The 24,185-nt window shown below is 56.5% G+C and carries 20 protein-coding genes; 13 read left to right on the top strand and 7 right to left on the bottom strand.

What is annotated here, in order from left to right; translation table 11 throughout:
• Nucleotides 1-7: 7 nt before the first annotated feature.
• The 7 genes from ACO6TI_RS13075 to ribB all read left to right on the top strand — a co-directional run bounded on the left by ACO6TI_RS13075 (nucleotide 8) and on the right by ribB (nucleotide 6,879).
• Nucleotides 8-634 (top strand): SCO family protein, encoded by a 627-nt coding sequence (locus tag ACO6TI_RS13075; protein ID WP_055111335.1) that lies wholly within the window; start codon nucleotides 8-10, stop codon nucleotides 632-634.
• Nucleotides 635-659: 25 nt separating this feature from the next.
• Nucleotides 660-797, top strand: coding sequence for a hypothetical protein (locus ACO6TI_RS13070; protein WP_173937351.1), 138 nt, complete (start codon nucleotides 660-662; stop codon nucleotides 795-797).
• Nucleotides 798-848: 51 nt separating this feature from the next.
• On the top strand, nucleotides 849-1,589 hold the full coding sequence (locus tag ACO6TI_RS13065) for a TlyA family RNA methyltransferase (RefSeq protein ID WP_422385066.1): 741 nt from the start codon (nucleotides 849-851) through the stop codon (nucleotides 1,587-1,589).
• Between the two features lie 207 nt (nucleotides 1,590-1,796).
• Nucleotides 1,797-3,047 (top strand): hypothetical protein, encoded by a 1,251-nt coding sequence (locus tag ACO6TI_RS13060; protein WP_196877632.1) that lies wholly within the window; start codon nucleotides 1,797-1,799, stop codon nucleotides 3,045-3,047.
• A 79-nt stretch (nucleotides 3,048-3,126) separates the two neighbouring features.
• Nucleotides 3,127-4,359, top strand: a complete 1,233-nt coding sequence (locus ACO6TI_RS13055; protein ID WP_422385065.1) for a class I SAM-dependent RNA methyltransferase — start codon at nucleotides 3,127-3,129, stop codon at nucleotides 4,357-4,359.
• 3 nt (nucleotides 4,360-4,362) lie between these two features.
• Nucleotides 4,363-5,475, top strand: a complete 1,113-nt coding sequence (locus tag ACO6TI_RS13050; RefSeq protein ID WP_196877630.1) for a class I SAM-dependent methyltransferase — start codon at nucleotides 4,363-4,365, stop codon at nucleotides 5,473-5,475.
• A gap of 84 nt (nucleotides 5,476-5,559) precedes the next feature.
• The gene (ribB, locus tag ACO6TI_RS13045; RefSeq protein ID WP_055111324.1) at nucleotides 5,560-6,879 is read left to right on the top strand and encodes a 3,4-dihydroxy-2-butanone-4-phosphate synthase; all 1,320 of its coding nucleotides are present in this window, start codon (nucleotides 5,560-5,562) and stop codon (nucleotides 6,877-6,879) included.
• 53 nt (nucleotides 6,880-6,932) lie between these two features.
• Here ribB and yghX read toward each other — a convergent pair whose 3' ends face one another.
• Entirely contained in the window at nucleotides 6,933-7,838 is a 906-nt protein-coding gene (gene yghX, locus ACO6TI_RS13040) for a YghX family hydrolase (protein ID WP_104703481.1), read from the bottom strand.
• A 145-nt stretch (nucleotides 7,839-7,983) separates the two neighbouring features.
• A complete protein-coding gene (locus tag ACO6TI_RS13035; RefSeq protein ID WP_422385064.1) occupies nucleotides 7,984-8,844 on the bottom strand; it encodes a LysR family transcriptional regulator in 861 nt (286 codons plus the stop codon).
• A gap of 95 nt (nucleotides 8,845-8,939) precedes the next feature.
• On the opposite strand from ACO6TI_RS13035, the gene ACO6TI_RS13030 reads away from it, so the two are divergent.
• Complete coding sequence (locus ACO6TI_RS13030; protein WP_029063836.1) at nucleotides 8,940-9,704, top strand: sulfite exporter TauE/SafE family protein; 765 nt, start codon at nucleotides 8,940-8,942, stop codon at nucleotides 9,702-9,704.
• A 56-nt stretch (nucleotides 9,705-9,760) separates the two neighbouring features.
• Here ACO6TI_RS13030 and aroC read toward each other — a convergent pair whose 3' ends face one another.
• The gene (gene aroC, locus ACO6TI_RS13025) at nucleotides 9,761-10,846 is read right to left on the bottom strand and encodes a chorismate synthase (protein WP_055112625.1); all 1,086 of its coding nucleotides are present in this window, start codon (nucleotides 10,844-10,846) and stop codon (nucleotides 9,761-9,763) included.
• 328 nt (nucleotides 10,847-11,174) lie between these two features.
• Between aroC and ACO6TI_RS13020 the strand changes: the two genes are divergently transcribed.
• Nucleotides 11,175-13,442 carry a putative bifunctional diguanylate cyclase/phosphodiesterase gene (locus tag ACO6TI_RS13020; RefSeq protein ID WP_422385063.1) on the top strand — a complete coding sequence of 756 codons (2,268 nt, stop codon included), beginning with the start codon at nucleotides 11,175-11,177 and terminating at the stop codon, nucleotides 13,440-13,442.
• 29 nt (nucleotides 13,443-13,471) lie between these two features.
• On the opposite strand, the gene ACO6TI_RS13015 is transcribed toward ACO6TI_RS13020, so the two are convergent.
• The 3 genes from ACO6TI_RS13015 to fabI form a co-directional block, all read right to left on the bottom strand.
• Nucleotides 13,472-14,641: a DUF3095 family protein gene (locus ACO6TI_RS13015; protein WP_104703485.1), complete on the bottom strand. Its 1,170-nt coding sequence runs from the start codon at nucleotides 14,639-14,641 to the stop codon at nucleotides 13,472-13,474.
• Between the two features lie 105 nt (nucleotides 14,642-14,746).
• Nucleotides 14,747-15,391 carry a histidine phosphatase family protein gene (locus ACO6TI_RS13010; RefSeq protein WP_422385062.1) on the bottom strand — a complete coding sequence of 215 codons (645 nt, stop codon included), beginning with the start codon at nucleotides 15,389-15,391 and terminating at the stop codon, nucleotides 14,747-14,749.
• A 71-nt stretch (nucleotides 15,392-15,462) separates the two neighbouring features.
• The gene (gene fabI, locus ACO6TI_RS13005; protein WP_055111314.1) at nucleotides 15,463-16,281 is read right to left on the bottom strand and encodes an enoyl-ACP reductase FabI; all 819 of its coding nucleotides are present in this window, start codon (nucleotides 16,279-16,281) and stop codon (nucleotides 15,463-15,465) included.
• Between the two features lie 170 nt (nucleotides 16,282-16,451).
• On the opposite strand from fabI, the gene ACO6TI_RS13000 reads away from it, so the two are divergent.
• The 4 genes from ACO6TI_RS13000 to ACO6TI_RS12985 all read left to right on the top strand — a co-directional run bounded on the left by ACO6TI_RS13000 (nucleotide 16,452) and on the right by ACO6TI_RS12985 (nucleotide 23,136).
• Complete coding sequence (locus ACO6TI_RS13000; RefSeq protein WP_104703486.1) at nucleotides 16,452-17,864, top strand: FAD-binding oxidoreductase; 1,413 nt, start codon at nucleotides 16,452-16,454, stop codon at nucleotides 17,862-17,864.
• 1,071 nt (nucleotides 17,865-18,935) lie between these two features.
• Nucleotides 18,936-20,399, top strand: a complete 1,464-nt coding sequence (gene dnaA / locus ACO6TI_RS12995; protein WP_104703487.1) for a chromosomal replication initiator protein DnaA — start codon at nucleotides 18,936-18,938, stop codon at nucleotides 20,397-20,399.
• A 345-nt stretch (nucleotides 20,400-20,744) separates the two neighbouring features.
• On the top strand, nucleotides 20,745-21,188 hold the full coding sequence (locus ACO6TI_RS12990; protein ID WP_104703488.1) for a glyoxalase superfamily protein: 444 nt from the start codon (nucleotides 20,745-20,747) through the stop codon (nucleotides 21,186-21,188).
• Nucleotides 21,189-21,333: 145 nt separating this feature from the next.
• Nucleotides 21,334-23,136, top strand: coding sequence for a caspase family protein (locus ACO6TI_RS12985; RefSeq protein ID WP_104703489.1), 1,803 nt, complete (start codon nucleotides 21,334-21,336; stop codon nucleotides 23,134-23,136).
• Nucleotides 23,137-23,308: 172 nt separating this feature from the next.
• Here ACO6TI_RS12985 and ACO6TI_RS12980 read toward each other — a convergent pair whose 3' ends face one another.
• Nucleotides 23,309-24,169 carry a methyltransferase gene (locus ACO6TI_RS12980; protein WP_422385061.1) on the bottom strand — a complete coding sequence of 287 codons (861 nt, stop codon included), beginning with the start codon at nucleotides 24,167-24,169 and terminating at the stop codon, nucleotides 23,309-23,311.
• Nucleotides 24,170-24,185: the final 16 nt, after the last annotated feature.

Raw genomic sequence — 24,185 nt, 5'->3', positions numbered from 1 at the left:
ACGACCCATGTCTGGCTTGAAACTCTTCCGGTACGTGGCCTGGGCGGCAGTTGCCGTCCTTGCCGGCGTATCCGGGGTGCTTGTGTATCAACAAACGGCCGGAAACGAAAATTCCGGTGGCCTGATTGAACCGCTGGCGGCGATCGGCGGCCCATTTGAACTTGTCGATGGAAACGGCGAGACCGTAACGGACGCGACTTTTGCCGGAAAACCGACCGTCCTGTTTTTCGGTTTCACCTATTGTCCGGACGTGTGTCCGACGACCCTCTCGGAGCTGCAGGGCTGGATGGACGCACTCGGTGACGACGCGGAAAAACTGAACTATGCCTTTGTTTCCGTTGATCCGGAACGCGATACCCCCGAAGTCATGCGTGACTATGTCTGGGCATTCGACAAGCGCATTACACCGCTGACCGGATCGCGTGAACAGGTCGATGCCATGATCAAAGCCTATCGCGTCTATGCCAAGAAGGTGCCTCTTGACGACGGCGATTATACGATGGACCATTCCGCTGCCGTTTATCTGATGAACGCGGACAACAAGTTTGTCGGAACCATCGCTTATCAGGAAGCGGAAGATACAGCCTTGCCGAAGCTCCGCCGCCTGATCAAGAACGCGCCTGCTTCGTCGTAAAGACCAGTGAAGCGGAAACACATCCATGCGCATGCCGCTCTTTGTAGGACTGATTGCCGGCGCGACGGGTTTCGTCGCGCTGTCGGCAGTCTTGTGGCTTTACGCGGGAGAGCGTGTCTACGCTGACCGCCTGCTGTCCGCGATTGCAGGTTGTTTCGGCTGAGGTACCAGCTTGTGCTTTTCATTCGTCCGGACTGTGCCTAAAAGACCGCTCATGTCCACGAAGCGTCTTGATCAACATCTTGTCGATACCGGCCACTTCGCAAGCCGTGCCCGCGCGCGGGACGCGGTCCTGCGTGGCACGGTCAGCGTCGCAGGCAAGATCTGCAGGAAACCGGCCCAGAAGGTCAGTGCGGATACTTCTCTTGAAATAGATGACCCGGCTTCGTGCTACGTTTCCCGGGCAGCGCTTAAACTGATTGAAGGCCTGAACCGGTTCGGTGTCGATCCAAGAGGCAAGATCTGCATGGATATCGGCGCATCCACGGGGGGCTTTACTCAGGTCCTGGTGGATCGCGGAGCAGAGAAGGTCCATGCGATCGATGTCGGTCACAACCAGTTGCACGAGAGCCTGCGTTCCCATCGGAGGGTTTTTGCGCAGGACGGATGCAATGCGCGGGATCTGACTATCGATCACCTTGAAGGAGACCGGCCCGGATTGCTCGTTTCCGATGTCAGTTTCATCTCGCTGAAACTCGCACTCCCGCCGTCACTGGATCTTGCTGCGCCCGGCGCTGAGGGGGTTTTTCTGGTCAAACCGCAGTTTGAGGCGGGCAAAGACAGGATCGGCAAGGGCGGGATCGTGGATCCCACGGTGGCCGAGGAAACAGCTCGCGAGCTTCAAAAGTGGCTGACGACTGTTCCCGGCTGGGCTGCGGGTGACTTGATCCCCTCCCCGGTCAAGGGCGGCGACGGCAATGCCGAGTGGCTGCTAAACGGCAAGAAAACGGACTGAAGCACTCATCCTCCCTTTCCAGAACTGCTCACGTGGGCGCCGGCAATCCGTCAGATCTCACACTGTGCCAAGTGTAGCGAAGGCGTTTGCAAAATCACCTGATTGCAAATCAAGATTTCTATCAAAAGTTGAAATTTATCCAATTGCATTTTCCTTTTGAGAACGATTTCAGACTTATAAAACGGTCATATGCAAAGGGAGACACTCATGGATATTCCTGCTTTGGACCGCGTGGAATGCGCAATTCTCCATGACCAGTTCAATCCGTTGGATGGTGGCGTCATTTTCGAGGCTGTCAAAGAGTTTTCCAGTCATCTTGGGTATGCATCGGAGGTACAGCTGATCGCCTCGTCGACCTCGAAAGACATACATGTCAACGCGGGCGGGCATCGCGTTCTGATCAGCCAGAACGACGAACCGCTTGGGCTTGCGGGATTCCGTACGGCACTGACGACCCCCTATACCGGCCTAGTGCTTCCCAACTCACAGGACATCGTGCGACGGCACAAGGCGAACACGTTCGTGACGATCGCCAAGGGCATGCTGGATGTGCAGCTCTTTTCGGAAGAGCTGCGAAAGCTCGGAGACGAGTTTGTGGACTCGCTTGCGGCGGAATCGTCCTTTGACAGCCTTGGCGAAGCCGACCGGGCGAGATTTTTCTGTTACTGGCTGAGCAAACTGATCATCAGAAATAATCCGGCAAGCGCGGTTCATTGGTGTGTCAGCGACAATCTCGTGCCGCAAAGCTTCTTCGAAAGTGCCGGAGAGGCCGGCGATCTCGCTCTTTTGAATATCCGTCCAATTCTCACCTCCAGCGCAGGGCGGTTCGGAGAAGACCTGCCTCTTGGCATGATCGTCAGCGGCTCCCAATGGGTGATCGGAAAGGTGATCGAATTCCAGGAGGCTCGTGTTCCCCTGCCATGGATGATGGAAGTGGTACTCGGCTTTATTAATTTGTGCCAGGTCCGCGGATCGATCTTGCCGCACAACAACTCCTTCAGCGACGAGAGCAACGCGTGGGCTGTTGCGGTCTATCACGAGAAACTGGAAGGGCACGACAGTTGGGAAAAGGTTCGACTGGTCGTCGTGAATGCGCCGCAATTCGGCATTCACGGCGAGGTGACGGCGCAACGTTCCTATACCTACAAGAATGCCGACGATGTCAGGAAACGGGCCGAAGAGGAAAGAACCGAGGTTGCCGCTGCCAACGACCCGCAGCCTTATGACAGACGACCGGAAACCGTTCCGGAGGCCGGTTCGTCACCTTCCGGCATGCAGACGGAAGCTGCAGTTGCAAACGATCCGCACCGGGAGATCAAGATCACACAGCAGAAACAGGACATGAACGCGCTACGCGACTTTGCCAAACGCTCCAGCACTTCAGACACGCCAGCCACCAAAAGTGCATCGCGCGGTCTACTGTCACGCGCGAGAGGATTGTTTTCGAACCGCCGTTGAGACCTCCGCCCTATCGAAATTCACGCTGCCGCTCTTGCAAGAGCTTGCTCCGTCCCGCCGTTGACGGTATCGCTCTGCCATGAGTGAACAAGAACTGATTATTTCGGAACTGGGCCATCGTGGTGACGGAATTGCGCAGACCGACAATGGTCCGGTCTATGTGGCAGGCGCATTGCCGGGCGAGAAGGTGCGAGCAAATGTGGTCAACGGTCGGGCGACCGAGATCACAATCGTGACCAGATCGCAGGACCGCGTTTCTCCTGTGTGTAGCCATAGCGAGGCATCCGGCAGCTGTTCCATGCAGCACCTTGCCGAGAAACCCTATCTTGAATGGAAGCGTGATCTGGTCAGCCGCGCCCTCAAGGGCAGCGGCATTGAAACCTTCGTATCTGAAGCCGTTTCAGCCACCGCCGGCGGGCGTCGCCGCGCGGTGCTGACCGCCGGACGTGCCGGCCGCCATGTCATCCTCGGCTATCACGGCAAGGCGAGCCACAAGCTGGTTGACGCTGCCGGCTGCAAGGCGCTTTCGCCCGACATTGAAAAGGCGTTGCCCGGTCTCAAGCAACTCGCGGCAAAGGTCCTGCCCAAAAAAGGCGAAATGCGCGTTACCGTTCTTGCCACCACGTCAGGTCTCGACGTTGCCCTCGACAAAGCCGACCGAAATTACGACCGGATGATCGCGGAGCTGTCGCAAAAGACCATAGAACTCGACCTGGCCAGACTTTCCGTGAACGGCGAAATTCTGCTGGAGGTCCGCGCACCGGTGCTCGACATGGACGGCATCGATGTCGTCCCGGCTCCCGGAGGGTTTACCCAGGCAACCCATGCGGCCGAAGACGCCCTCTCCCGTCTTGTGCTCGATGGTGTCGGCAAGGCCAGGACAGTTGCCGATCTCTTTTGCGGGGTCGGAACATTCGCGCTGCGCCTGGCGCGACAGGCAAATGTCCACGCCGTAGAGGGCGATGCAGCTGCCATTGCAGCACTCGACAGGGCCTTGAGAAGACCGCAGGGGCTGAAGAAGGTCACTTTCGAGCGGCGCGACCTCTTCCGGCGACCACTGGTGCGCGAAGAACTGGAGCCTTTCGACGCGGTGGTTTTCGATCCGCCCCGGGCCGGAGCGCAGGCGCAGGCGGAGCTGTTGGCGAGATCGAAGGTAAAAACCATTGTTGCCGTCTCCTGCAATCCTGCCACCTTTGCCCGGGATGTGCGCCTGTTGCTCGATGGCGGCTACACGCTTCAAAGCGTCACACCGGTGGACCAGTTCCAGTATTCGCCCCATATTGAAGTGGTGGCAGTCTTGAAAAGGGAGTGAGCCATGGGCTTGGTGGATGAGAAGCTTCAACCCTCAAAGGGAAACGGGAGGCGTCCACCTATCAGGGGTTTGGCGCGGCGCGCTCGATATGCGCTGCACCAGGGCAGCCGTGTCGCGCTTTACACACTGCACTCGGAGGCCATGCGCCGCATGAACCGGCGCCTGCAAGAGGACTTGCCGGAAACACCCAAAGTTCAACCGGACGGCCCGGTTCCGGGGCAGCGACGCATGCTGGCCGATATCTTCAAGCTCTTCGCGGACGATATGAAGGCCGTCGAGGACGGGCTCTACCCGATGCCTTCTGACGGAAGCCTGACCGCGCGCGAGCTTCTTGATACCAGCAGAGCCTTCTTCAGGGATGTGCCGGAAGTCGCCCGGCGCCGAGCAACCGGCGCACATCAGGAAGTCAACGAAGACACCGGCGGGTTTGCCGAAGCGCTCCCTCGCTACTATCGCCAGAACTTTCATTTCCAGACTGACGGCTGGCTGTCGCAGGAAAGTGCGAGGCTTTACGATTTCCAGGTGGATGTTCTGTTTTCCGGTGCAACGGCGGCCATGCGCCGCAGGGCTCTTGTGCCATTTGCCGAGATCCTGAAACGCAAGGACCAGCGCAAGATCACGTATCTCGATCTTGCCTGCGGCACGGGCGGACTGCTTCATCCCGCGCTCAAGGCCTTTCCACGTCTCAGGGGCATTGGACTTGATCTCTCCGAACCCTATCTCGGCGTCGCAAAAGAACGGGGTAAGACGCGGCGCGCAGGCTATGTGACCGCCATGGCCGAGGCTCTGCCTTTTGCCGACAGTTCCATCGATGTTCTTTCCTGCGTCTTTCTCTTTCACGAGTTGCCACCAAAAGTCCGGAGGCAGGTGATCAAAGAGATTTCCCGTGTTCTGAAACCCGGTGGCTCCTTCCTTTTCGTCGACAGCCTGCAGACCGGCGACGTGCCGGACTATGACGGCCTCCTGTCGATTTTTCCGCAACTCTTTCACGAACCCTACTTCAGTTCCTACCTCAAAGAGGACCTTTCAGCTCTTTGTTCTGCCCAGGGCCTTGAGCAACGCTGGATCACACCTGCATTCGTTTCGCGTGCCGCTGAATTCGTGAAAACGGGATGATAGTAACGCCGACCTTTCAGTGTCACTGAAATTTCTTCAAGACATCTCTTGTGACTGAAAGCGAACGCGCGTATATGCGTTTGCATGAGACTCGATCAATGGCTCTCGCAGACCGGAGAAAACCGGAGCGCATTCGCGCGCCGCGCAAACCTGTCTCCTGCCTCCGTAACAGCCCTATGCAACGATCCGAACGTCTGGGTGTCGCGGGACATGGCCCGCAAGATCGCCATCGCGACCGAAGGCGCCGTCACACCCAATGATTTTCTCGGACTGTCCACAACCAAGGAGCATCCCGTGTCCCAGGCCCGTGTCGCAGAAGCCATCCGCGCGTTCGAACGCGGTGAAATGATCGTCGTGACCGACGATGACGACCGCGAAAACGAAGGTGATCTGATCGTTGCCGCGTCGAAGATCACCTCGGAGCAAATGGCTTTCATGGTCCGCCACACATCCGGCATCATCTGCGCCCCGATGACACCGGCCAATGCGCGCCGTCTGAGACTGGATCCGATGGTCGCGGAAAACGATGCCCCCCTCGCAACCGCCTTCACTATCTCCGTTGACTATCGCCAGGGCCTGACAACGGGTATTTCGGCGGAAGAACGCGGCGCGACCGTGCATGCGCTTGCCAATCCGAATGTTGCAGCCGACGATTTCGTCCGCCCGGGTCACATCTTCCCGCTCGTCGCGAAAGAAGGCGGCGTAATGATGCGTTCAGGACACACGGAAGCTGCGGTAGACCTTTGCCGCCTTTCCGGTCTTGAGGAAGTCGGTGTGCTCAGCGAACTGGTCAATGATGACGGCACAGTCAAACGCGGACCGCAGGTTGCCGAATTTGCCGCCGAATTCGATCTGAAAATGGTCTCCGTCTCCGATCTGATAGCATGGCGCCAGCGCACGGAACGGATGGTCGAAAGGGTCAATGAGCAGCCCGTCGAAACCATAGCGGGTCCCGCCTATGCCATGACATATTCGACGCCCTATGACCCCATGCATCATCTTGCAATCGTGTACGGCGACATCCTCGACGGCCGAAGTGTCCCCGTTCGTCTGCAGCTGGAATCGGTTCTGGACGACGTCTTCGGCGAGACGAGACCGCTCGATCCCATCATGAAACACTTCGCCGATCGCGGCCGGGGTGTCATTGTCTTCCTGAGGGAAGGATCCGTTGGTGTAACGCGCCAGTCGCGGCGCACCCGCTCCGATTTCGAGGCCGCGGACAGCGAAGAACACAGTTCTGCACAAGCGCGCCAGGAGCAATGGCGCGAAGTCGGCCTCGGCGCCCAGATCCTCAAGGATCTCGGTGTCAGTTCAATCCGGCTTCTGGCTTCGCGCGAGCGCCACTATGTCGGTCTGGAAGGCTTCGATATCAAGATCGATGATACGGAGATCCTCGACACCTGATCCAGAAACGAAACGGGTGCGGACGACCCAGCGTGCGCACCCGAATTCTTTCTTCACATCAGGTTTTCCTTGAAAAACGCGATTGTGCGATCTTCGGCAAGCTTGGCAGCCTTCTCATCGAAACGAGGTGTCGTATCGTTGTGGAAGCCGTGGTTCACACCTGGATACATGTGTGCAACGTAGTTCTTTCCGTTGGCCTTGAGCGCCTCCTCATAGGCAGGCCAGCCGGCATTGATACGTTCGTCCAGTTCGGCGAATTGCAGCATGAGCGGCGCCTGAATTTTCGGCACATCCGCAGCATCTGCCTGGCGTCCGTAAAACGGCACACCGGCGGCCAGTTCGGGGTATGCCACGGCAATCGCATTGACAACGCCACCGCCATAGCAAAAACCGACCGCGCCGACCTTGCCCGTGCTGTCGTCGCTTTTGAGCAAATACTCAAAACCGGCAAAAAAGTCGTTCAACAGCTTTTCCCGGTCGACCGTGCGCTGTAATTCGCGCCCCTTGTCGTCGGTGCCGGGATAGCCTCCGACAGATGTCAGGCCGTCCGGCGCCATTGCCATGAAACCGGCCTTACCCAGGCGGCGTGCGACATCTTCAATGTAAGGGTTCAGGCCACGGTTTTCATGGATGACCAGCACTGCAGCAAGCTTGCCGGTGCTACCGGCCGGTTTGACCAGGTAGGCGTTGACCTCTCCGTGACCGTTCGGGGAAGGATATGTAATCCGTTGGGTCTCGATGGAGGCGTCTTCCGGATCCACCTGCTGCGCGAGAGCATAGTCCGGCGCCAGTTGGTCGAGGAGCATTGCAGCGGTCACACCGGCAACGGTGAATTTCGCTGCGCCGTTCAAAAACTCCCGCTTCGTGATCTTGCCATGCGCGTAAAAGTCGTAGAGATCGAGAAGTTCCTGCGGAAAATCCTTTGCCGTCATGCGGCGTACCGGTGTCATATCATTCATCACATTGCTCCTTGAACCAGACGAGGCTGAATGCAGTTCTGAAACTAGAAGAACCACGCGCAAGGTCCACTGTTAAACGACGAATATGTTGTAACCGATTGTAACAGACAGCCCTGCAAATCTGTGTTGAGCCGTTGCAAACCTGTCAGCTTTGCCTTTGAGAGAAGATCTGTTCGATCCAACGACTAACGGCAACCATGCGTGCGAGACCGCTCTGATCGCTATGCTGCATGAGCCACACCTCCCGCAACAGGTCCGGTTTCGGCTCTTCCAGTTTCTGCAACCGATGGTCCGTCTCAGCGATCACCTGTGGAATGAGGGAACGTCCAAGGCCGGCAGCGATTGCTTCGATCACACCTTCCAGGTCACTCGGACGAATGTTCGAAGTTCTATCGTTACCGGATTTCAAATGCTCGCTCATCCACCTGGCCTGAGGAAGGAAACTCATGTTTTCGTGATACATGATCCAGGGCAGATCGTCCCGTGCACCTCCAGCCGGCCCATAGACCGCGTGCGTTAGAGCGGCAATTCGTCTTGCTGTCACGTTGTAGCCACCATCCTGCGGCCGGCCCAGCCGGATAGCCATGTCTGTCTCGCGCCTGGTCAGGCTGACATTTCGCACTTCTGACGCCAGGTGCATCTCGATTCCAGGATGGCGTTCGGAAAACCGCTTCAATTCAGGCATCAGAATTTTGCTGTTCACTACGGGAACGGACGAGATCCGAACCATTCCCTCTTCAGCAAGACGCGCTCCGGTCAATTCCGTGCTCAAGCGGTCAAGTGTGGTTTCGACAGATTCGGTATGCGATATCGTCCGGAGGCCGGCTGCCGTCAGTTCGAGTGAGCCGCTCGCGGACTTTTCGATCAACTGTGTCCCGATCTCCTGTTGCAGAGCTGCAAGCCGCCGTGACACGGTCGTTGCGTCGACCTTCAGGCGGTCGGCCGCACCGGAAAGAGAGCCGGCGCGATAGAATGCCAGCAGATATTTGAGGCTTTCCCAGTTCATTTCTGCATTATTGCAGCTGATGCCTGCAATTTCGAGAATTTACTTGCGTTATCGCAGCCTGTTAGAAAACGGCCGGTTTGAACGAAAGAGTGATAATGCTTCAGGATCTGACAAGCTGGACAGGACTGCCTCCGAGTTATCTGGTGATCAGCGCCACCATGGTGTTCGTTGCAGGCGCGGTTCGCGGCTTTGCCGGGTTCGGCCTGTCTGCGGTTCTCATGGCCAGCATTGTCGTTTTTGTCCCCCCTGTGGAACTGATCCCCGTCTGCTTTATTCTGGAAGCAGCAGCCAGCCTGGCCATGTTTCGCGGAGGCCTGAGGGAAGCCGACCTGGGAACTGCCGTGACACTTGCACTTTTCAGCGCGATAGGTGTTCCCCTCGGCCTCGCCCTGACAACCAGCATAGATGCCGACCTTTCCAAGCTGTTTGCCCTGGTGCTGGTGCTCACCCTTACGATCCTGCAGCTTCTGAAGGTCAAAATGGCCGTCACCTCACAGCGTGTTGCCATCCCGGTCACAGGGTTTGCTGCAGGTGTCGTCAGCGGGCTGGCATCCATCGGGGGAATGGTGATTGCCCTTTACATTCTCGCTTCACCGAAAAAAGCGCGGGAAATGCGAGGCGCCCTTGTCCTCTACCTGTTCTTTGGAATGCTGACCTCATCGGTAACGCTATTCCTGTTCGGCGTACTGGATGAAAAGGCAGTTGTTCGCGGCGCAATCTTTTCGCCGCTTGTTCTGGCGGGTGTCTTTGTCGGCAGCAAACTGTTCAGTCGCAGCCTCGACCAGACCTACCGCCGGGGGTGCCTCTATCTTCTGATGCTGTTCGCCGGCGCAGGCCTCATCAGAACCGTCATATTCTAGGTCAAAAAATACGTTCATACCGAGGTACGGAAATTTCAGAGGATTGTCGGAGCAATCTACCCAATCTGGCCGCGGTGCCTCAGATAGTGGTCGGCAAGTACGCACGCCATCATGGCTTCGCCCACTGGAACCGCCCTGATACCGACACACGGATCGTGCCGTCCCTTCGTCATCACATCCACTTCTTCGCCCTGCCGGGTTATCGACTTGCGCTCGGTCAGGATTGACGACGTCGGCTTGACGGCAAAGCGCACGACCAACGGGTCTCCATTGGAGATACCTCCAAGAACGCCACCAGAATTGTTCGTCAGGAAGACCGGTCTGCCGACATCATCCACGCGGATCTCGTCGGCATTTTCTTCTCCGGTCAGGCTGGCAGCTTCAAAACCATTGCCGACCTCTACACCCTTGACCGCATTGATCGACATCATCGCCGCGGCCAGGTCGGTATCCAGCTTGCCATAGATCGGCGCTCCCCAACCCGCCGGGATACCTTCGGCAACGACCTCTATGACCGCGCCGACGGATGACCCGGCCTTTCTGACACCATCAAGATAATCTGCCCAGAGCCCGGCAGCCTGGGGGTCCGGTGAAAAGAACGGGTTGTTGCCGATTTCCGACCAGTCCCAGTTTTCCCGGTCGATCTTGTGCTCTCCCACCTGAACCAGAGCACCACGAATTGTAACGCCCTGAAGAACCTTTCTGGCAACAGCTCCGGCTGCGACCCGCATGGCGGTTTCCCGGGCGGACGAACGGCCACCGCCGCGATAGTCACGAATACCGTACTTGGCATCATATGTGAAATCCGCATGCCCGGGCCGGAACCGATCCTTGATCTGCGAGTAGTCCTTCGACCTCTGATCCGTATTTTCAACCATCAGGGAGATTGGTGTACCGGTGGTTTTCTGAACCTCGTCGTCATCGACCATAACGCCGGACAGGATCTTCACCTCATCTGCCTCACGCCGCTGTGTCGTGAAGCGAGACTGGCCGGGCTTGCGCAATTCCATGTAGCCCTGGATGTCACCCTCCGTCAGCGGGACAAGCGGCGGGCAGCCGTCGATCACGCAGCCGATGGCCGGGCCGTGGCTTTCCCCCCACGTTGTGACACGAAACAAGTGACCAAAACTGTTGTGCGACATGAAGATTTCCAATTTCCAGCGGGAAAGACGTCAGATGCCGAGCGATAAGCCAAACTGCCGGGAAGCTCAAGCCCCGGTTCATTTCCACTGTCCTTGCCAAATCTGTTTCCACGGCGTCTCGGACACTCAATAATCCGCAACCCTCAAAAACTAATATTCGATGAAAATACGACCTCTTATACTTTCACTTGTTTGTGACTTTCGACGCTAATTCTTAAATTCACTCAACAGTTCAAAACATCCTGTAAAACTGGCTCTGTATTTGCCAATCCTTAAGGCACGTCGGATATCAGACTAAACCTCGGGCATCTTAACGTGGGGCACAGTTGTGCATATCAGAGGTTGGCTGACAGGTCTTATCGTCTTCTTGCTGGCACCTTGCCTGCTCTTTGCCTCGCTCTGGTTTCACAACAAGTTCGAGAATGTCAGCTCGATCGACCGTAGCCTTGCCGGGCTCAACCTGGTTCAGTCGCTGGGCCCGCTGATGCAGGAAAAGGCCCTCACAGGGCAGATCAGCCAGCCAACTGAAATGCTCCGCCGACGCCTTGTCGATTTCGACACGTCACAGACCACAGACGAACTCGCCACCGAACTTGATGATTTTCTTCAAGAGCCAAATGTTCCCGATGCGCTACGCAAAGCCAGGTTGCTGACGGCAAAGATTTCACAACTCGCAAAGCTCAGCGCCTCATCGTCCTACGAAACCTCCAAGCTTCCGCATTTGATCAACGACACATTGATGACGGTCGTCATCGAAACGTCCGTCATGGTGAAAAACGGCGAGATGCTATCCGGAAAGGCGGCGATCAACACCTGGGACAAGATGCTCGTTCCCGTCCAGGGAGGGCAATTCAAGGTCGCGGCGGACGGAGCCTCCCGGGCGACGAGGGAATATTTTCAGGGCCTGGAAGGACCGAGAGCCGATGTGCTCAGGGACAAGGCGGCCGCCTATCGCAGTGCCAATCTCGCCTACCAGTCTGCCGGTTCGAAATTGCTGTCTTCGACAATCAAGGGAAACAGCGGTGCGGACATCACCAATGAACAACTGAATTCCGTCCAACCTGATTTCGTGCGCACCATTTTCGCGCTGTGGCAGGAAACCGTCGACTACCTCCATGAGGATCTGCAGCAGCAACGGGCCGAGACTTTGTTTGCCGTTGCACTTGCCGGGCTCGTCGGCGGCCTCGTCATCGTGGCAGCCTTCGCCATAGCTGTCGCACTCAGCAGAGCACTTGCCGACCGGACCCAGCAGGAATTTGAAAACCTGGGTTTTCATGACCCGTTGACCGGATTGCCGAACCGCCGGGCGCTCCTCAGGTCGATCCGGGCACTGCCTCCCTGTGCGGTGGAAAACAGTACCGGGCTGATCATCTTCGACCTTCGTCACTTCAAGAAAATCAACGATCTTTACGGCGACCAGGCAGGAGACACCATTTTAAGAGATACCGCTGAGCAACTGGTCCAGTTCGCCGAAGCACAGGACATTCTGTGCAGGACCGGTGGAACGGAATTCATGCTGTTGCGCCCCAATGTGTCCGACGCACCGGAATTTGAGAAACTACCCGCCAGGATCATTCGGGAACTCGGCAAAGAACGTCTCGTTGATGATCAGAAAATAGTGCTTGAGTCCAATGCCGGGTTGCTGATCAACAAATTCGGCGATCCGGTCACCGACCAAATTCTTGTCGATGCGGAATTGGCCCTGCGGTCGGCGAAGCAGAAAGCGCCATGTAAATGCGCCCTGTTCACATCCGAAATGCGTACAGTGTTCGAGGAGAATGGGGAGATTGCCAAGCGGCTCCACAAAGCTCTGAACAACGATGACATCCTGCCGTGGTTCCAGCCGCAAATAGATATAGTGACCGGCGAGGTTGTCGGTGCTGAAGCACTCGTTCGCTGGCTGGATTACGGGCAGATCCGCTTTCCGGGCTACTTCCTGCCGGCGGCCGAAGAAGCTGGATACATGGACCGGATTGAAGACATTGTACGCCGGAAAACCATCGACCTCGCGGCGGAGCTTGCCGGCCGGACACGCCGAACGATCCATTTCGGTCTGAACGTGTCGGCTGACTTGCTCAGCAGTGCAAGGGCCGTCGACGCCCTTCACTGCCAGGTCAAGGACGCGGGTCTTTCTCCTTCGCTCATCAGTCTTGAAATTCTGGAAGCGGTCATGATCGACGAGGATACGGCCGCGCCGATCAAGGAGAACATCGCCCATCTTTCCGAGCTCGGTTTTTTTGTTGAACTCGACGACTTCGGGACAGGTCATTCGAGTATCTCCAGCCTGCGGGATCTGAAGATCGACAGGGTCAAGATCGACCGGAGCTTCGTGTCGGGTGTGGATATGAAGCCTGACCTGCAGAAGTTCACCAGTGCCCTGATCAACCTCGCCAAGAGCCTTGATATCGACGTCCTTGCCGAAGGTGTCGAAACGACAGGTGAGCGTGACTGGCTCAGACAGAATGGCTGTGACGTCATACAGGGATTTCTGATCTCCAAGGCAGTGCCGGAAGTCGATCTAAGCACGATAATCCTCAGACAGAACTTTGGCGCGCACCCGACCACAAACGCTGATCGGAAGTCCGCAATCGCCTGAGCCGGCATTGTCCCGAAGCGCGGCCCCGTTCAGGCGGTTTTCAATATGGCCTGACGCTGCTTGAATTCGGCAGCCGCCATGGACAGACCACCGTTTGAACCGTCAACAAAGTGAATGTGCTGACTGTTGCCGATATCCTGGACAAAACAGGTCATAAGCGCTTCGCCTGACACATGCATTCCAAAAATAACCTCGCCTGCATCGTAGGTTGACGCCAGGCACGTCTCAAGAGCTTCAAGTTGCTGAGGGGTAAGATCCAGCACAAGCTGCAAGCTGTCTCCAACCTTCCGATGATCGGTGTTGAGGCCCAGTTCGCGAAAATATTTTTTCGGGTCAAAGGGACCGACACGAAAACCGGTCGCATATCCCCAAACGAAGAACACGCACTCAAACAGGCCTTTGGCCCAGCCACGGGCATGTTTTCCGGCAGATGCGAGGTTCACTTCCAGACCAAGGCCTTTTGGTGGGAAACGAAATTTCAAACGCGGTTTTTCGGCCAGCCTGGTTCGATTGTCGTCGACAAGCGGATTGAAGCCAAGCTCCTCGGCAATCCTGTCCATCAACTCCGTCAGGGACCTGCGCCCTGCGGGCTTCAGAATGAGGGAGACAATATGCCCGTTTTGCGCAGGCAGTGGTTCCCAACGGCAGGAGAGTCCTTCCAGGGGTGGCAGATCCGCATTGTCGGAGGTTATCGCATAGGGGTGGACAGCTTCCGGGTCCTTCAAGATCCTGTCGGCAATATCAAGACCGTCTCCGACGATCATTGCCAGATGATTTCCCGGGCTCAGGAGATATTTGCGCAACTTGATGTCACCACCGCGAGCTCGGATGACAGCAACTGGGATCGCGGCGGCGCGCAACTCGAGTTCCATGACATGGCTGGCCAGATCAACTACACCAGCCAGGGCTTCCTTGCCTTTTTCCAGATCCGCGGCGGGGATCAACATCATGGCGCCGTCACCACCGAACACGAACGGAACCCTGTCACGACCGACGTTGTTCAGCACAGCAGCAATGACTGCCGCGCCAGTCATGTTGACGTCCTTGTAACGTCCCTGCGCGACCGCATCGCCCGAGCGGACTATGTCCGCGGCCAGAACATACCAATCGTTGGGAACCGGACGATAGTTCTCCAGCTTCGCAACGCTGCTGAAATCGGAAAAACTCGGCAGTTCACGGTAAAATTCTTCTGCGGACACAACACCCCCCTCGGATTGCGAAGGTTACGCGGTGATCGTCAGAGCCGATCACCGCGTCATGGAAAACACTGTGTCACTAAATCGTGTAATTCCGTAGCAGATACGTCAAATCGCGCTGAATTGTCCGTTCCGCCAGACAAAAACCTTGTCCTGAGGCACATCAAGCTTCGGGACGTTTGCGCTTTCAAGCCCCTCCAACCAACCGCGCAGCACCCTGAAGACACCGCCATGTGCAACGACCACCGTTGGCCGCAAGACACTCTTGAGCCAGTCACCGACCCGGTCCGCCAGCATTTCGTAGCTTTCGCCACCCGGTGGAACAAATCGCCACTTGTCCGCCCGCCGTTGCAGGAGCAGTTCCTGCTCCTTGTCGGCAAGATCCTCGAGCCGAAAACCTTCCCATTCGCCGAAAGTCAGTTCCAGAAGCCTTTCTTCCAAACGGTAACCATCAACACCCAGTCCCATGCCGTCCCGCAAAAGTTCCATTGTGTTTCTGGTGCGGCCAAGCGGGGACGCGACAAAATCGAAGGCAGTGGGGTCAAACCCCTCACGCTTCATGAAATCCCTGAGCCGAACGCCGTTGGACGCAGCCTGTTCCCTGCCGGTCCCGTTGAGAGGAATATCCAGGTGTCCCTGCATTCTGCCTTCCCGATTCCATTCCGTCTGGCCATGCCTGACAAATATCAGAAGGTCGGGGTCATGAATTTGCGGCAATCGGACTGTTGCGCCGCCGGTTTGTAACGTCGTCATGATGTTTTCCAGGATCAGGTCTGTCCTTGAACAGAAAAAAACGGCCGGTCAGTACCGGCCATTCAGCTCAATCAGTCCTTGACGACCGATATGTCCGGAGCGTCGACCGCCTTCATGCCAACGATGTTGTAGCCACAATCGACATGCTGAATTTCTCCGGTGACACCGCGTCCCAGGTCGGACAGCAAGAACAGAGCGCTGTCGCCGACCTCTTCGATTGTCACTGTGCGCCGAAGCGGTGAATTGTATTCGTTCCACTTCAGAATATACCGGAAATCGCCGATGCCGGACGCGGCCAGCGTCTTGATCGGACCGGCCGAAATGGCATTGACGCGAATGTTCTGCGGACCAAGATCCATTGCGAGATATTTCACGCTCGTTTCAAGTGCAGCCTTGGCGACGCCCATGACATTGTAGTGCGGCATGACCTTCTCAGCACCGTAATAGGTCAGTGTGAGGATCGACCCGCCCTCGGACATCAGTTTTTCAGCGCGTTGGGTCACAGCTGTCAGTGAATAGCAGGAAATATCCAGGGTACGGGCAAAGTTGTCGGAAGACGTGTCGACAAAACGCCCTGTCAGTTCAGCCTTGTCCGAAAACGCGACAGCATGGACCACGAAGTCGATCTTGCCCCATTTGTCTTCAAGGGCCTTGAAGACGGCATCGATCGTTTCGCCTTCGGTAACGTCACAATGACCGACGACAATCGCACCCAACTGCTCGGCAAGCGGTTCGACCCGTTTCTTCAAAGCATCGCCCTGATAAGTAAGCGCCAACTCGGCTCCCGCGTCGGCCAACGCTTTGGCAATACCCCAGGCAATCGACTTGTTGTTTGCCACGCCCATGATCAGGCCGCGTTTGCCATTCATCAGTCCGCGCGTTTCCGCCATCTTCTTCTCCGAAAAGGATTCCTGTACCACCCGAGCGGGCTGGCCTCCTATGGCACAAGGGTTTGGTTCCTTCAAGAGTCACAGCGACCGAATGCGCCGTCGACGTGCGCGAAAACACCTACTATTGTGACGCCCGATTCCCGCCATTCAACTTCGCAAGGACCCCGCTCATGGAGCGCATTCCACACGCCGACCGTTTCGCTGAATTGATCGGCGCCGCAAACGTCATGACCACCCCGGAAGACCAGGTTCCATACCTGAAGGAGTGGCGCGATCTATATCAGGGTGTCACGCCGATGGTGCTTCGTCCAGGCAACGTCGAAGAGGTCAGTTCAGTCATGCGATATGCTTATGAACATGACATCAAGATCGTTCCACAGGGCGGCAACACAGGGCTTGTGGGGGGGCAAATTCCGCAGGAAACCGGGGATGAAATCGTGTTGTCCCTCTCTCGGCTCAACAAGATCCGCTCTGTCGATTCCGCCGGTTTCACCATTACGGTAGAGGCAGGAGTAGTCCTGGAGACGCTTCATGACGAGGCTGAAAAAGCCGGTCGCCTGTTTCCACTTTCACTTGGTTCTCAGGGCTCGTGTCAGATCGGCGGGAACATTTCAACCAACGCCGGCGGGACAGCCGTCCTGGCCTATGGCAACACGCGCGACCTCGTCCTCGGACTGGAAGTTGTCCTGCCAACAGGTGAAATCTGGGACGGTCTCAGAACGCTTCGCAAGGACAATACCGGTTATGATTTGAAACAATTATTTATCGGCGCAGAGGGTACCCTGGGGATAATTACGGCTGCGTCTTTGAAGCTCTTTCCCAAGCCCAGGAAACTGGAAGCCGCCTTTGTCGGGTTACCGGATCCTCAGGCGGCACTCAAACTCTTCACAATGGCAAAGGCTCAGGCCGGACCGGTTCTAACCGGATTTGAAATCATGCCGCGCGTCGGTCTGGAATTTTGCCTGAATCATCTGGAGGGTGCACGCGATCCGCTCAATGGCACCCACGCCTGGTACATTCTCCTGGAGCTCTCGAGCGGATCTGATGCCTTCCCGATCAGGGATCTGATGGAAAGCATACTCGGCGAAGCCTTCGAGGAAGGTCTGGTGGAAGACGCAGCCTTTGCCCAGAACCTTTCGCAAGTGCAGGACTTCTGGCATATCCGCCACGGCATGTCGGAAGTCCAGAAACCCGAAGGGGGTTCAATCAAACACGATGTCTCCGTACCGGTTGCCTGCATCCCGGATTTCCTCGACAAGGCAATGGCCGCAGTCAAGGCTTTCGTGCCGGGTTGCCGGCCCGTGCCCTTTGGACATATCGGCGACGGAAACATCCATTTCAATGTCTCCCAGCCCATCGACGCCGACAAGGACGCCTATCTTGCGAAATGGGACGAGATGAACGCCATCGTCCACGGCATCGTGCACGAATTCGGCGGCAGCATTTCCGCCGAACATGGCATCGGCCGCCTGAAAAGAACCCTGCTGAAGGACGTGAAATCCAATGTTGAACTGGACCTGATGCGCCGGATCAAGAAAGATCTGGACCCAAAGAACCTTCTGAACCCCGGGCGCATTATCTGACCCTCCTGTTCCGGTGACTGACACCGTTTCGTTGCCTGTCCGCATCCGGTTGCGCACATGTCCGCAATGGCCTTGCCATCTCTTTTCAGGATTTCGGCGAGAGACCGCCGGTCCGTTCAGACCGATTGTCGGGCGAAGAGTGCGCGGTCCGGTTCTCCTTTGATTTTCCGAGCCGGACCGCTGCTTTCCTCTCCCATGGAATAATTCACTATTACTTATACAATTCTTAGGCGAGTCCAAGTTGTACCAGCTTCGCCTGAGATCAATTCCCGGGCTACAGCCAGTTAGCGAAATTCGCGGCTTTGCAAGCAACTGACACGCCGATATGTCCTGGATCAGCAATATACGAGGAGGCCCAAACGAAGTCTCTCGTCAAACTCCGGTGTAGCTGTTGGATTGAGAATTCGAAGCAGATAATTGAATTAATTCGTATTTATTCTGTTTTAATCGACACCGACCAACTTCTCATCGGAGCGTCAATCCGGCGATCTGCTACCGACAATCTCCCTGACTTTCATGGACTCGACGCTCATTCGGGCCTGAAATACGAGGTGATTCACGTGCCTTCTGACTGGCAAGCTTTTGTTCATCAACAAAGTTCCTTGTAAAAAATGACTGATTTTTCAATCAGTAATATGCAAAACCCTCGCGGAAATTTACAAAATCGACAACTACCTTTTGAAAACTTGCAGAAAAAACGCTCAAAAGTTAAATTTTTATTAAAAATGCTTGCGTGCCTGAAGGCATTGATGAAACACTAGCAGAAGGAAAAACTCGATCAGGACTTGCGGCATGTCCTGAATTCGATGAGGCGTAAGTTTTGATATGTATTATTTACCTTCAAACATCTCCTCATCTACACAAACTACGATGTGAAGCGTCTATGACCTCATAAGAATAAGCTATTTGTAAACATGGTAAGTAAAAGGTTAATCATGTGTCATAGGCGTCAATAAGCCAACCGGTCGAAAGACCTGACAAAAGCAAAAGAGTTGCGAAGGCGGAACCAGCAGCTCGCAGACAGTGCACGGGGGAGAACGACACAGTCGTTTTCCTAGATGGAGGCCACAAATGCAGGTTCAGAACTTAGCCAGTTCGGATCAATGGGATCGTGTGAAAAATGAACTGAGAAATGAACTCGGTGAGGATGTGTTTTCAAACTGGTTCGGAAGAGTGAAGCACGAAGAAACCGTGGGCGATTCAGTTCATCTTTCGGTCCCCACGCGTTTTCTGAAAAACTGGATCCAGAACAACTACGAGAAAAAGCTGGTCGGACTTTGGAAGCGCGAACTCGACGACATCAATCGCATTGAACTGACCGTCCGCGGAGCGTTGCGCCCGCGTCAGGTCAACGTAACGCACCCCCCGAAATCTATTGCTGCGCGCCGGATCAGTGGCCGCACCGCACCGTTCGGCAATCCCGCCCAATTCGGTGCAGCCAACAGGTCTGCCGCGATCCCCTGCCTTGCAGACACCGGAGATGAAGCTGCTGCGGAATTCCTGAGCGGAGCAGCGGTCAATCCCAAGCTGACGTTCGAGACGTTCGCGGAAGGCTCTTCCAACAGCCTGGCCTGTGCCGCCGTCCGACAGATGGCGGCAGGACATGAAGGCACTCTGGAAATGCTCTTCATTCACTCTTCGACCGGTATCGGCAAGACGCACCTGCTTCAGGCAGCAGCTGCGGAAGCCCGCAAGTCCGGCCGGCGGGTCGCCTATCTGTCCGCCGAGTTTTTCATGTATCACCTGGTACCTGCCTTGCGGACACCGGCCTTTCCGGTCCTTCGCCAGGCAATGAAGTCGATCGACCTGTTGCTTGTCGACGATCTCCAGTTCCTCCATGGCAAACAGGCGCATGAGGAATTCGGCAGAACACTCGAAATTCTGATGGAAGCACCCAGTCAGATCATCATGGCAGCCGACCGGATGCCCGATGCCCTCGGTACGCTGAGCGGCAAGGTCATGCGGAGGATACAAACCGGTGAGGTCGTCGGCATCCAGGCGACGGACTATGCGTTGCGGCATGACATTCTGCGGAAGCGGATTGCGGCGGCCAGACGCACCCATCCAGCGTTCAGCGTGCCCGAGGAGGTCGCCGACTACATAGCGCGCTACGTTATTTCTTCGGCACGCGATCTGGAGGGGGCACTGAATCGCCTGTTCGCTCACAATCAGCTGACCAAACAGCCGGTTACAATGGATCTTGCGGAAAAAACGCTGCACGATCTGGTCAGGATCGGTGAACCGCGCACGATCAAGGTGGAAGAAATCCAGCAGATCGTCTGCAAACATTTCAGTGTCACCAAGGCGGACCTTTTGTCGTCCTGCAGGGCCAGGACCCTTGTACGCCCGCGCCAGATTGCAATGTACATCGCCAAGGTCGTAACGGGACGGTCGCTCCCCGAAATCGGCCGCCGTTTCGGTAATCGCGACCACACAACGGTTCTCCATGCCGTTCGAAAGATCGAGGACATGGTGACAAAAGACAACGTATTGGCGCAGGAGGTCGAACTCCTCAAGAGCCTGATACAGACCTGACCGGCTCCAGGGTGACGTCTACCCTGTTGACCTGCGGCAGCGACAAGACTGCCGTCACCCCCGGCACCGGGCACAATATCCGCCAGGTGTCATGCAAACCTCCCTTACTTGAAGCCGCGAAAGCGGCTTCTTTTTTCTTTCATTGACAGATGCAAGTTGTCCGAATATGCGTGAGATCGGTTTGAGGAAGCCAGCCGCCCGCGGGCAGAGCCCAAGGTGAAATTCCTTTCACGAAGTCTTCTTCGTCGAATGTCGACCTTCACAGGACTGTGCAGGCTGATGGCAATGCGGGCCCCATTGGAAGGCGATTGCCTCCGACCCTGCCTTTCTTGAAAAGGTAATATCATGACACTCCCCAGTGTTTCCGAATTGAAATCCCAGGCGAAACGCCTGCGCAAGGCCCTTGCGGCAAACGGCAAGCAACTGTCACACAGCCAGGCGCTCGAACTTGTGTCGACGCAACATGGTTTCAGGGACTGGAACACCGCCAGTGCGACAGTGTCGCGCCCCAACCACTTCGCATTTTCGGTCGGTGACCGGGTATCCGGCACTTACATGCAGCAGGCCTTCCAGGGAGAAATCAAGGCTCTCTCCAAGGTCGGGACGACAGAGCGATACCATGTGACGATCCAATTTGACGAACCCGTCGATGTGGTCACATTCGACAGCTTTTCCGCGTTTCGAAGCCGCGTGAACTGTCTCATCCGTTCTGACGGTGTCGCCGTGAAGAAAACATCCGACGGCGAACCCTATCTGCGACTGAATCCGGCAGACCCGGACGCGGACTGACGGCATCCTCCAGGGTTGGACGAGCCCTCCGGAACACATTCTCCCGCAGTGTCATGCTGCGGGAGACCTGGCATGCCCGTTCTGGAGGCCTCTGGTATTCTTGGCAAACACGTTGCAAAATCTCTCATTGGCCGGGGGAGACAGAATGCATCAGCTTGGAATTGGCGCCGTGAAGCAGTTGAAGATGTTGGGCATTGTCCTGGTGGCGCTCGCCTGCCTTGCAGCGACGACCGTCCAGGAGACCAACGCAGCCGTGATCCCCGGCGGAAACGGGGGATGGCTCGTGGTCGCGAGCCGCCCCAACGCGTCCGAGGCTGTCAATGTTGCGCGCGGTTACGCCAGCCGGTTTCCGAAAACAACGGTCTTTCAGTCCAGCAATGGCTGGTTCGCGATCACACTGGGCTGGATGACCCAACCCGGTGGCAATCGCTACAAGGCCAACCTGCAGTCCGGCGGCATCATCCCGGGAGACAGCTATTTTCACAATGGTCAACGCTTTCAGTTCGCTGTCTGGTCGGCGACCGGCATAACGGGGGGCGCGTCCCGGTCGCTGATTGCATCAACCCGCATCACGACCGACTCGGGAGGTGTAGCAAACCCTCCCACGACATCGCAAAATGCCTTTGTCTCGGGCCTCGATCCAACCGGTGACAACTACCTGTCGCTTCGCACGGGACCGAGCACACGGTATCAGGAAATCGTCCGCATGGGTTTGAACACCCCGCTGACCATCCTTGGCAGAAGTGGATCCTGGCTCAATGTCGCACTCGCCGATGGGCGAACCGGCTGGGCGTACGGCAAGTATGTCGCTTCCGCTCCCGGATACGCACCGCCGCCGCAACCATCCATCGCGCCTGCACCTGTCACACCACCGACTGTTGCCAAACGGTCGATCACGCCGCCGAGCCCAGGCGTCGTGGGAGACCTGAGCGGGACCAGTGACAACTTCCTGTCGCTCAGATCAGGTGCGGGAACAGGCCACTCTGAAATTGCAAGACTGCTCGAAGGCACCAGGCTTTCCCTGCTGGCGCAACAGGGTGCCTGGTTCGAAGTTGAACTTTCAAACGGGATGCGTGGCTGGGCTTACGGCCAGTATGTCGATGCAGCAAAACCCAGACAAAGCGCATCCCAATCGGTCCCGGTTATCGGTCCGGACCCACAACCAGATCCAAATGAAAGCAAACCGCGCCAAAGGCAAGAGACCGCAACAAGCCCGAAGCTGCCGGATCTGGGAACCCTTCCTGAAGGCAAGCGGGTCGCCTTGATCATTGGCAATTCGGCATATGAACACGCCCCGCCCCTGCCCAATCCGAAAAACGATGCTACCGACTTGCAGGAATCGCTGAAGCGCCTGGGCTTCACGGTTATTCTCGGTCTGGATCAGAGCAAAATCGCCATGGAAGGAACAGTCAGAGCGTATGTACGTTCGATCCAGGATGCAGATGTCGCCCTGTTCTTCTACGCAGGTCATGCGATGCAGTTGAGTGGAAGAAACTATCTCATTCCGATAGACGCAAAACTCGAAGACGAAACCGCTGTCGACTTCGAGACGATCGAACTCGGCACGGTGCTGGACTACATGAATGCGCCCGGCCGACTGTCGATTGCGCTTCTGGACGCATGCCGTGACAATCCACTCTCCCGCCGGTTTTCACGCAGTCTTGGCGTCAGCCGCAGTTCGCAGGTCGAACGCGGGCTTGCCGCTCCTCAGGCTGGCGGGGGCAATATCCTCATCGGCTTTGCAACGGCTCCGGGCGAGGTCGCCCTGGATGGCGACGAAGACAACAGCCCGTTCACAACGGCACTGCTCACTCATATCGAGACACCCGGCCTTGAAATCGAAATCATGATGAAACGGATCAAGGCGGATGTGTACGATTCGACAAGGGGTACACAGTCGCCGTGGCATAATTCAGCGCTGAGACGGGAATTCTATTTCAAAAACTAGAGCCTTTTTCGAAGAATAAGGCACGGGTTGTGCCGATATTCAGGTTTATCGGGAATGCCCGGTTGTTTCAGCGGTCTTGCCAAACTCAAGCAGTATCGGACTTCCGGTGTCCCGGTGATGAGTTGAACCGGATCCATCAAGAGACGCGGCATTCCTCACAAGAGCCCTTCGTTCAACGCAGTTGCGCCAGAACCAGATGCCCGGGAACCGGGTTACCTTCTTCCAGCCGGACTGTAATCGGATCCATGGCGAGAATATCAAATCCGGCGACATCAAGGGAGGTTCGGATATACTTCTCCGACTGGGCGAAGCGGCTCTTGGGTCCCACCATGTAGGAGCGTCCGCCCATTATCTCGTCAGGTAGGGTCTCTGTCGAAAAGGCGAGATATCCGGCAGTATCGAGACGATCCGCAGCTGCATTCAGAAATGGTTCGACGGCTCCAAGGTAAGGGAAGACATCCGTTGCCGCGATCAGGTCCCAGACTGGCCGAGTTCCATCGTCTTCTTCAAATCCTTCAAGAAATTCCACGGCTTCGCCGATGTAAAGGTCTTCGTAGACGTCCCGGTCATAGGCGAGTTCGACTATCTTTTCGGACAGATCCACACCGGTCTGGCGGGTTGTGCAGTCCGCAAACGCCATTCCGGTCAAGCCGGTGCCGCACCCAAGATCGAGAAGACGATCGAACGGTCCCAAGCCCAGCCTTCCGACGAGATCGCGAAGGAGCAGCGGCACACAATATCCAAGTTCATCGACGAGGATCTCGTCGAAGACATCAGCGTGCTGATCGAACAGCGTGGCGACATAGGCATCGGGCATTTTTTCCGGCGAAGCTTCCACTCCGATCGCCGCAAGACGAATGCTCGCCCCGCCGCTATCATCCGGATCCAGTGCAAGAACCTGACGAAATGCCTGCTCTGCGCCTTTCAGATCACCTGATTTCTGCCGCTCAAGACCTCTGTTATAGGCTTCGGCAAGCGCTTCGTCCGAAGCATCGTCATCCAATTCGGGCGCTCTTTTATCGGTTTCGTTCATTTTGTCTGCCTGACCG

This window comes from Roseibium album, assembly GCF_965233825.1.
GTDB lineage: Bacteria > Pseudomonadota > Alphaproteobacteria > Rhizobiales > Stappiaceae > Roseibium > Roseibium album.
This window is presented reverse-complemented; position numbering and strand designations above follow the sequence as displayed.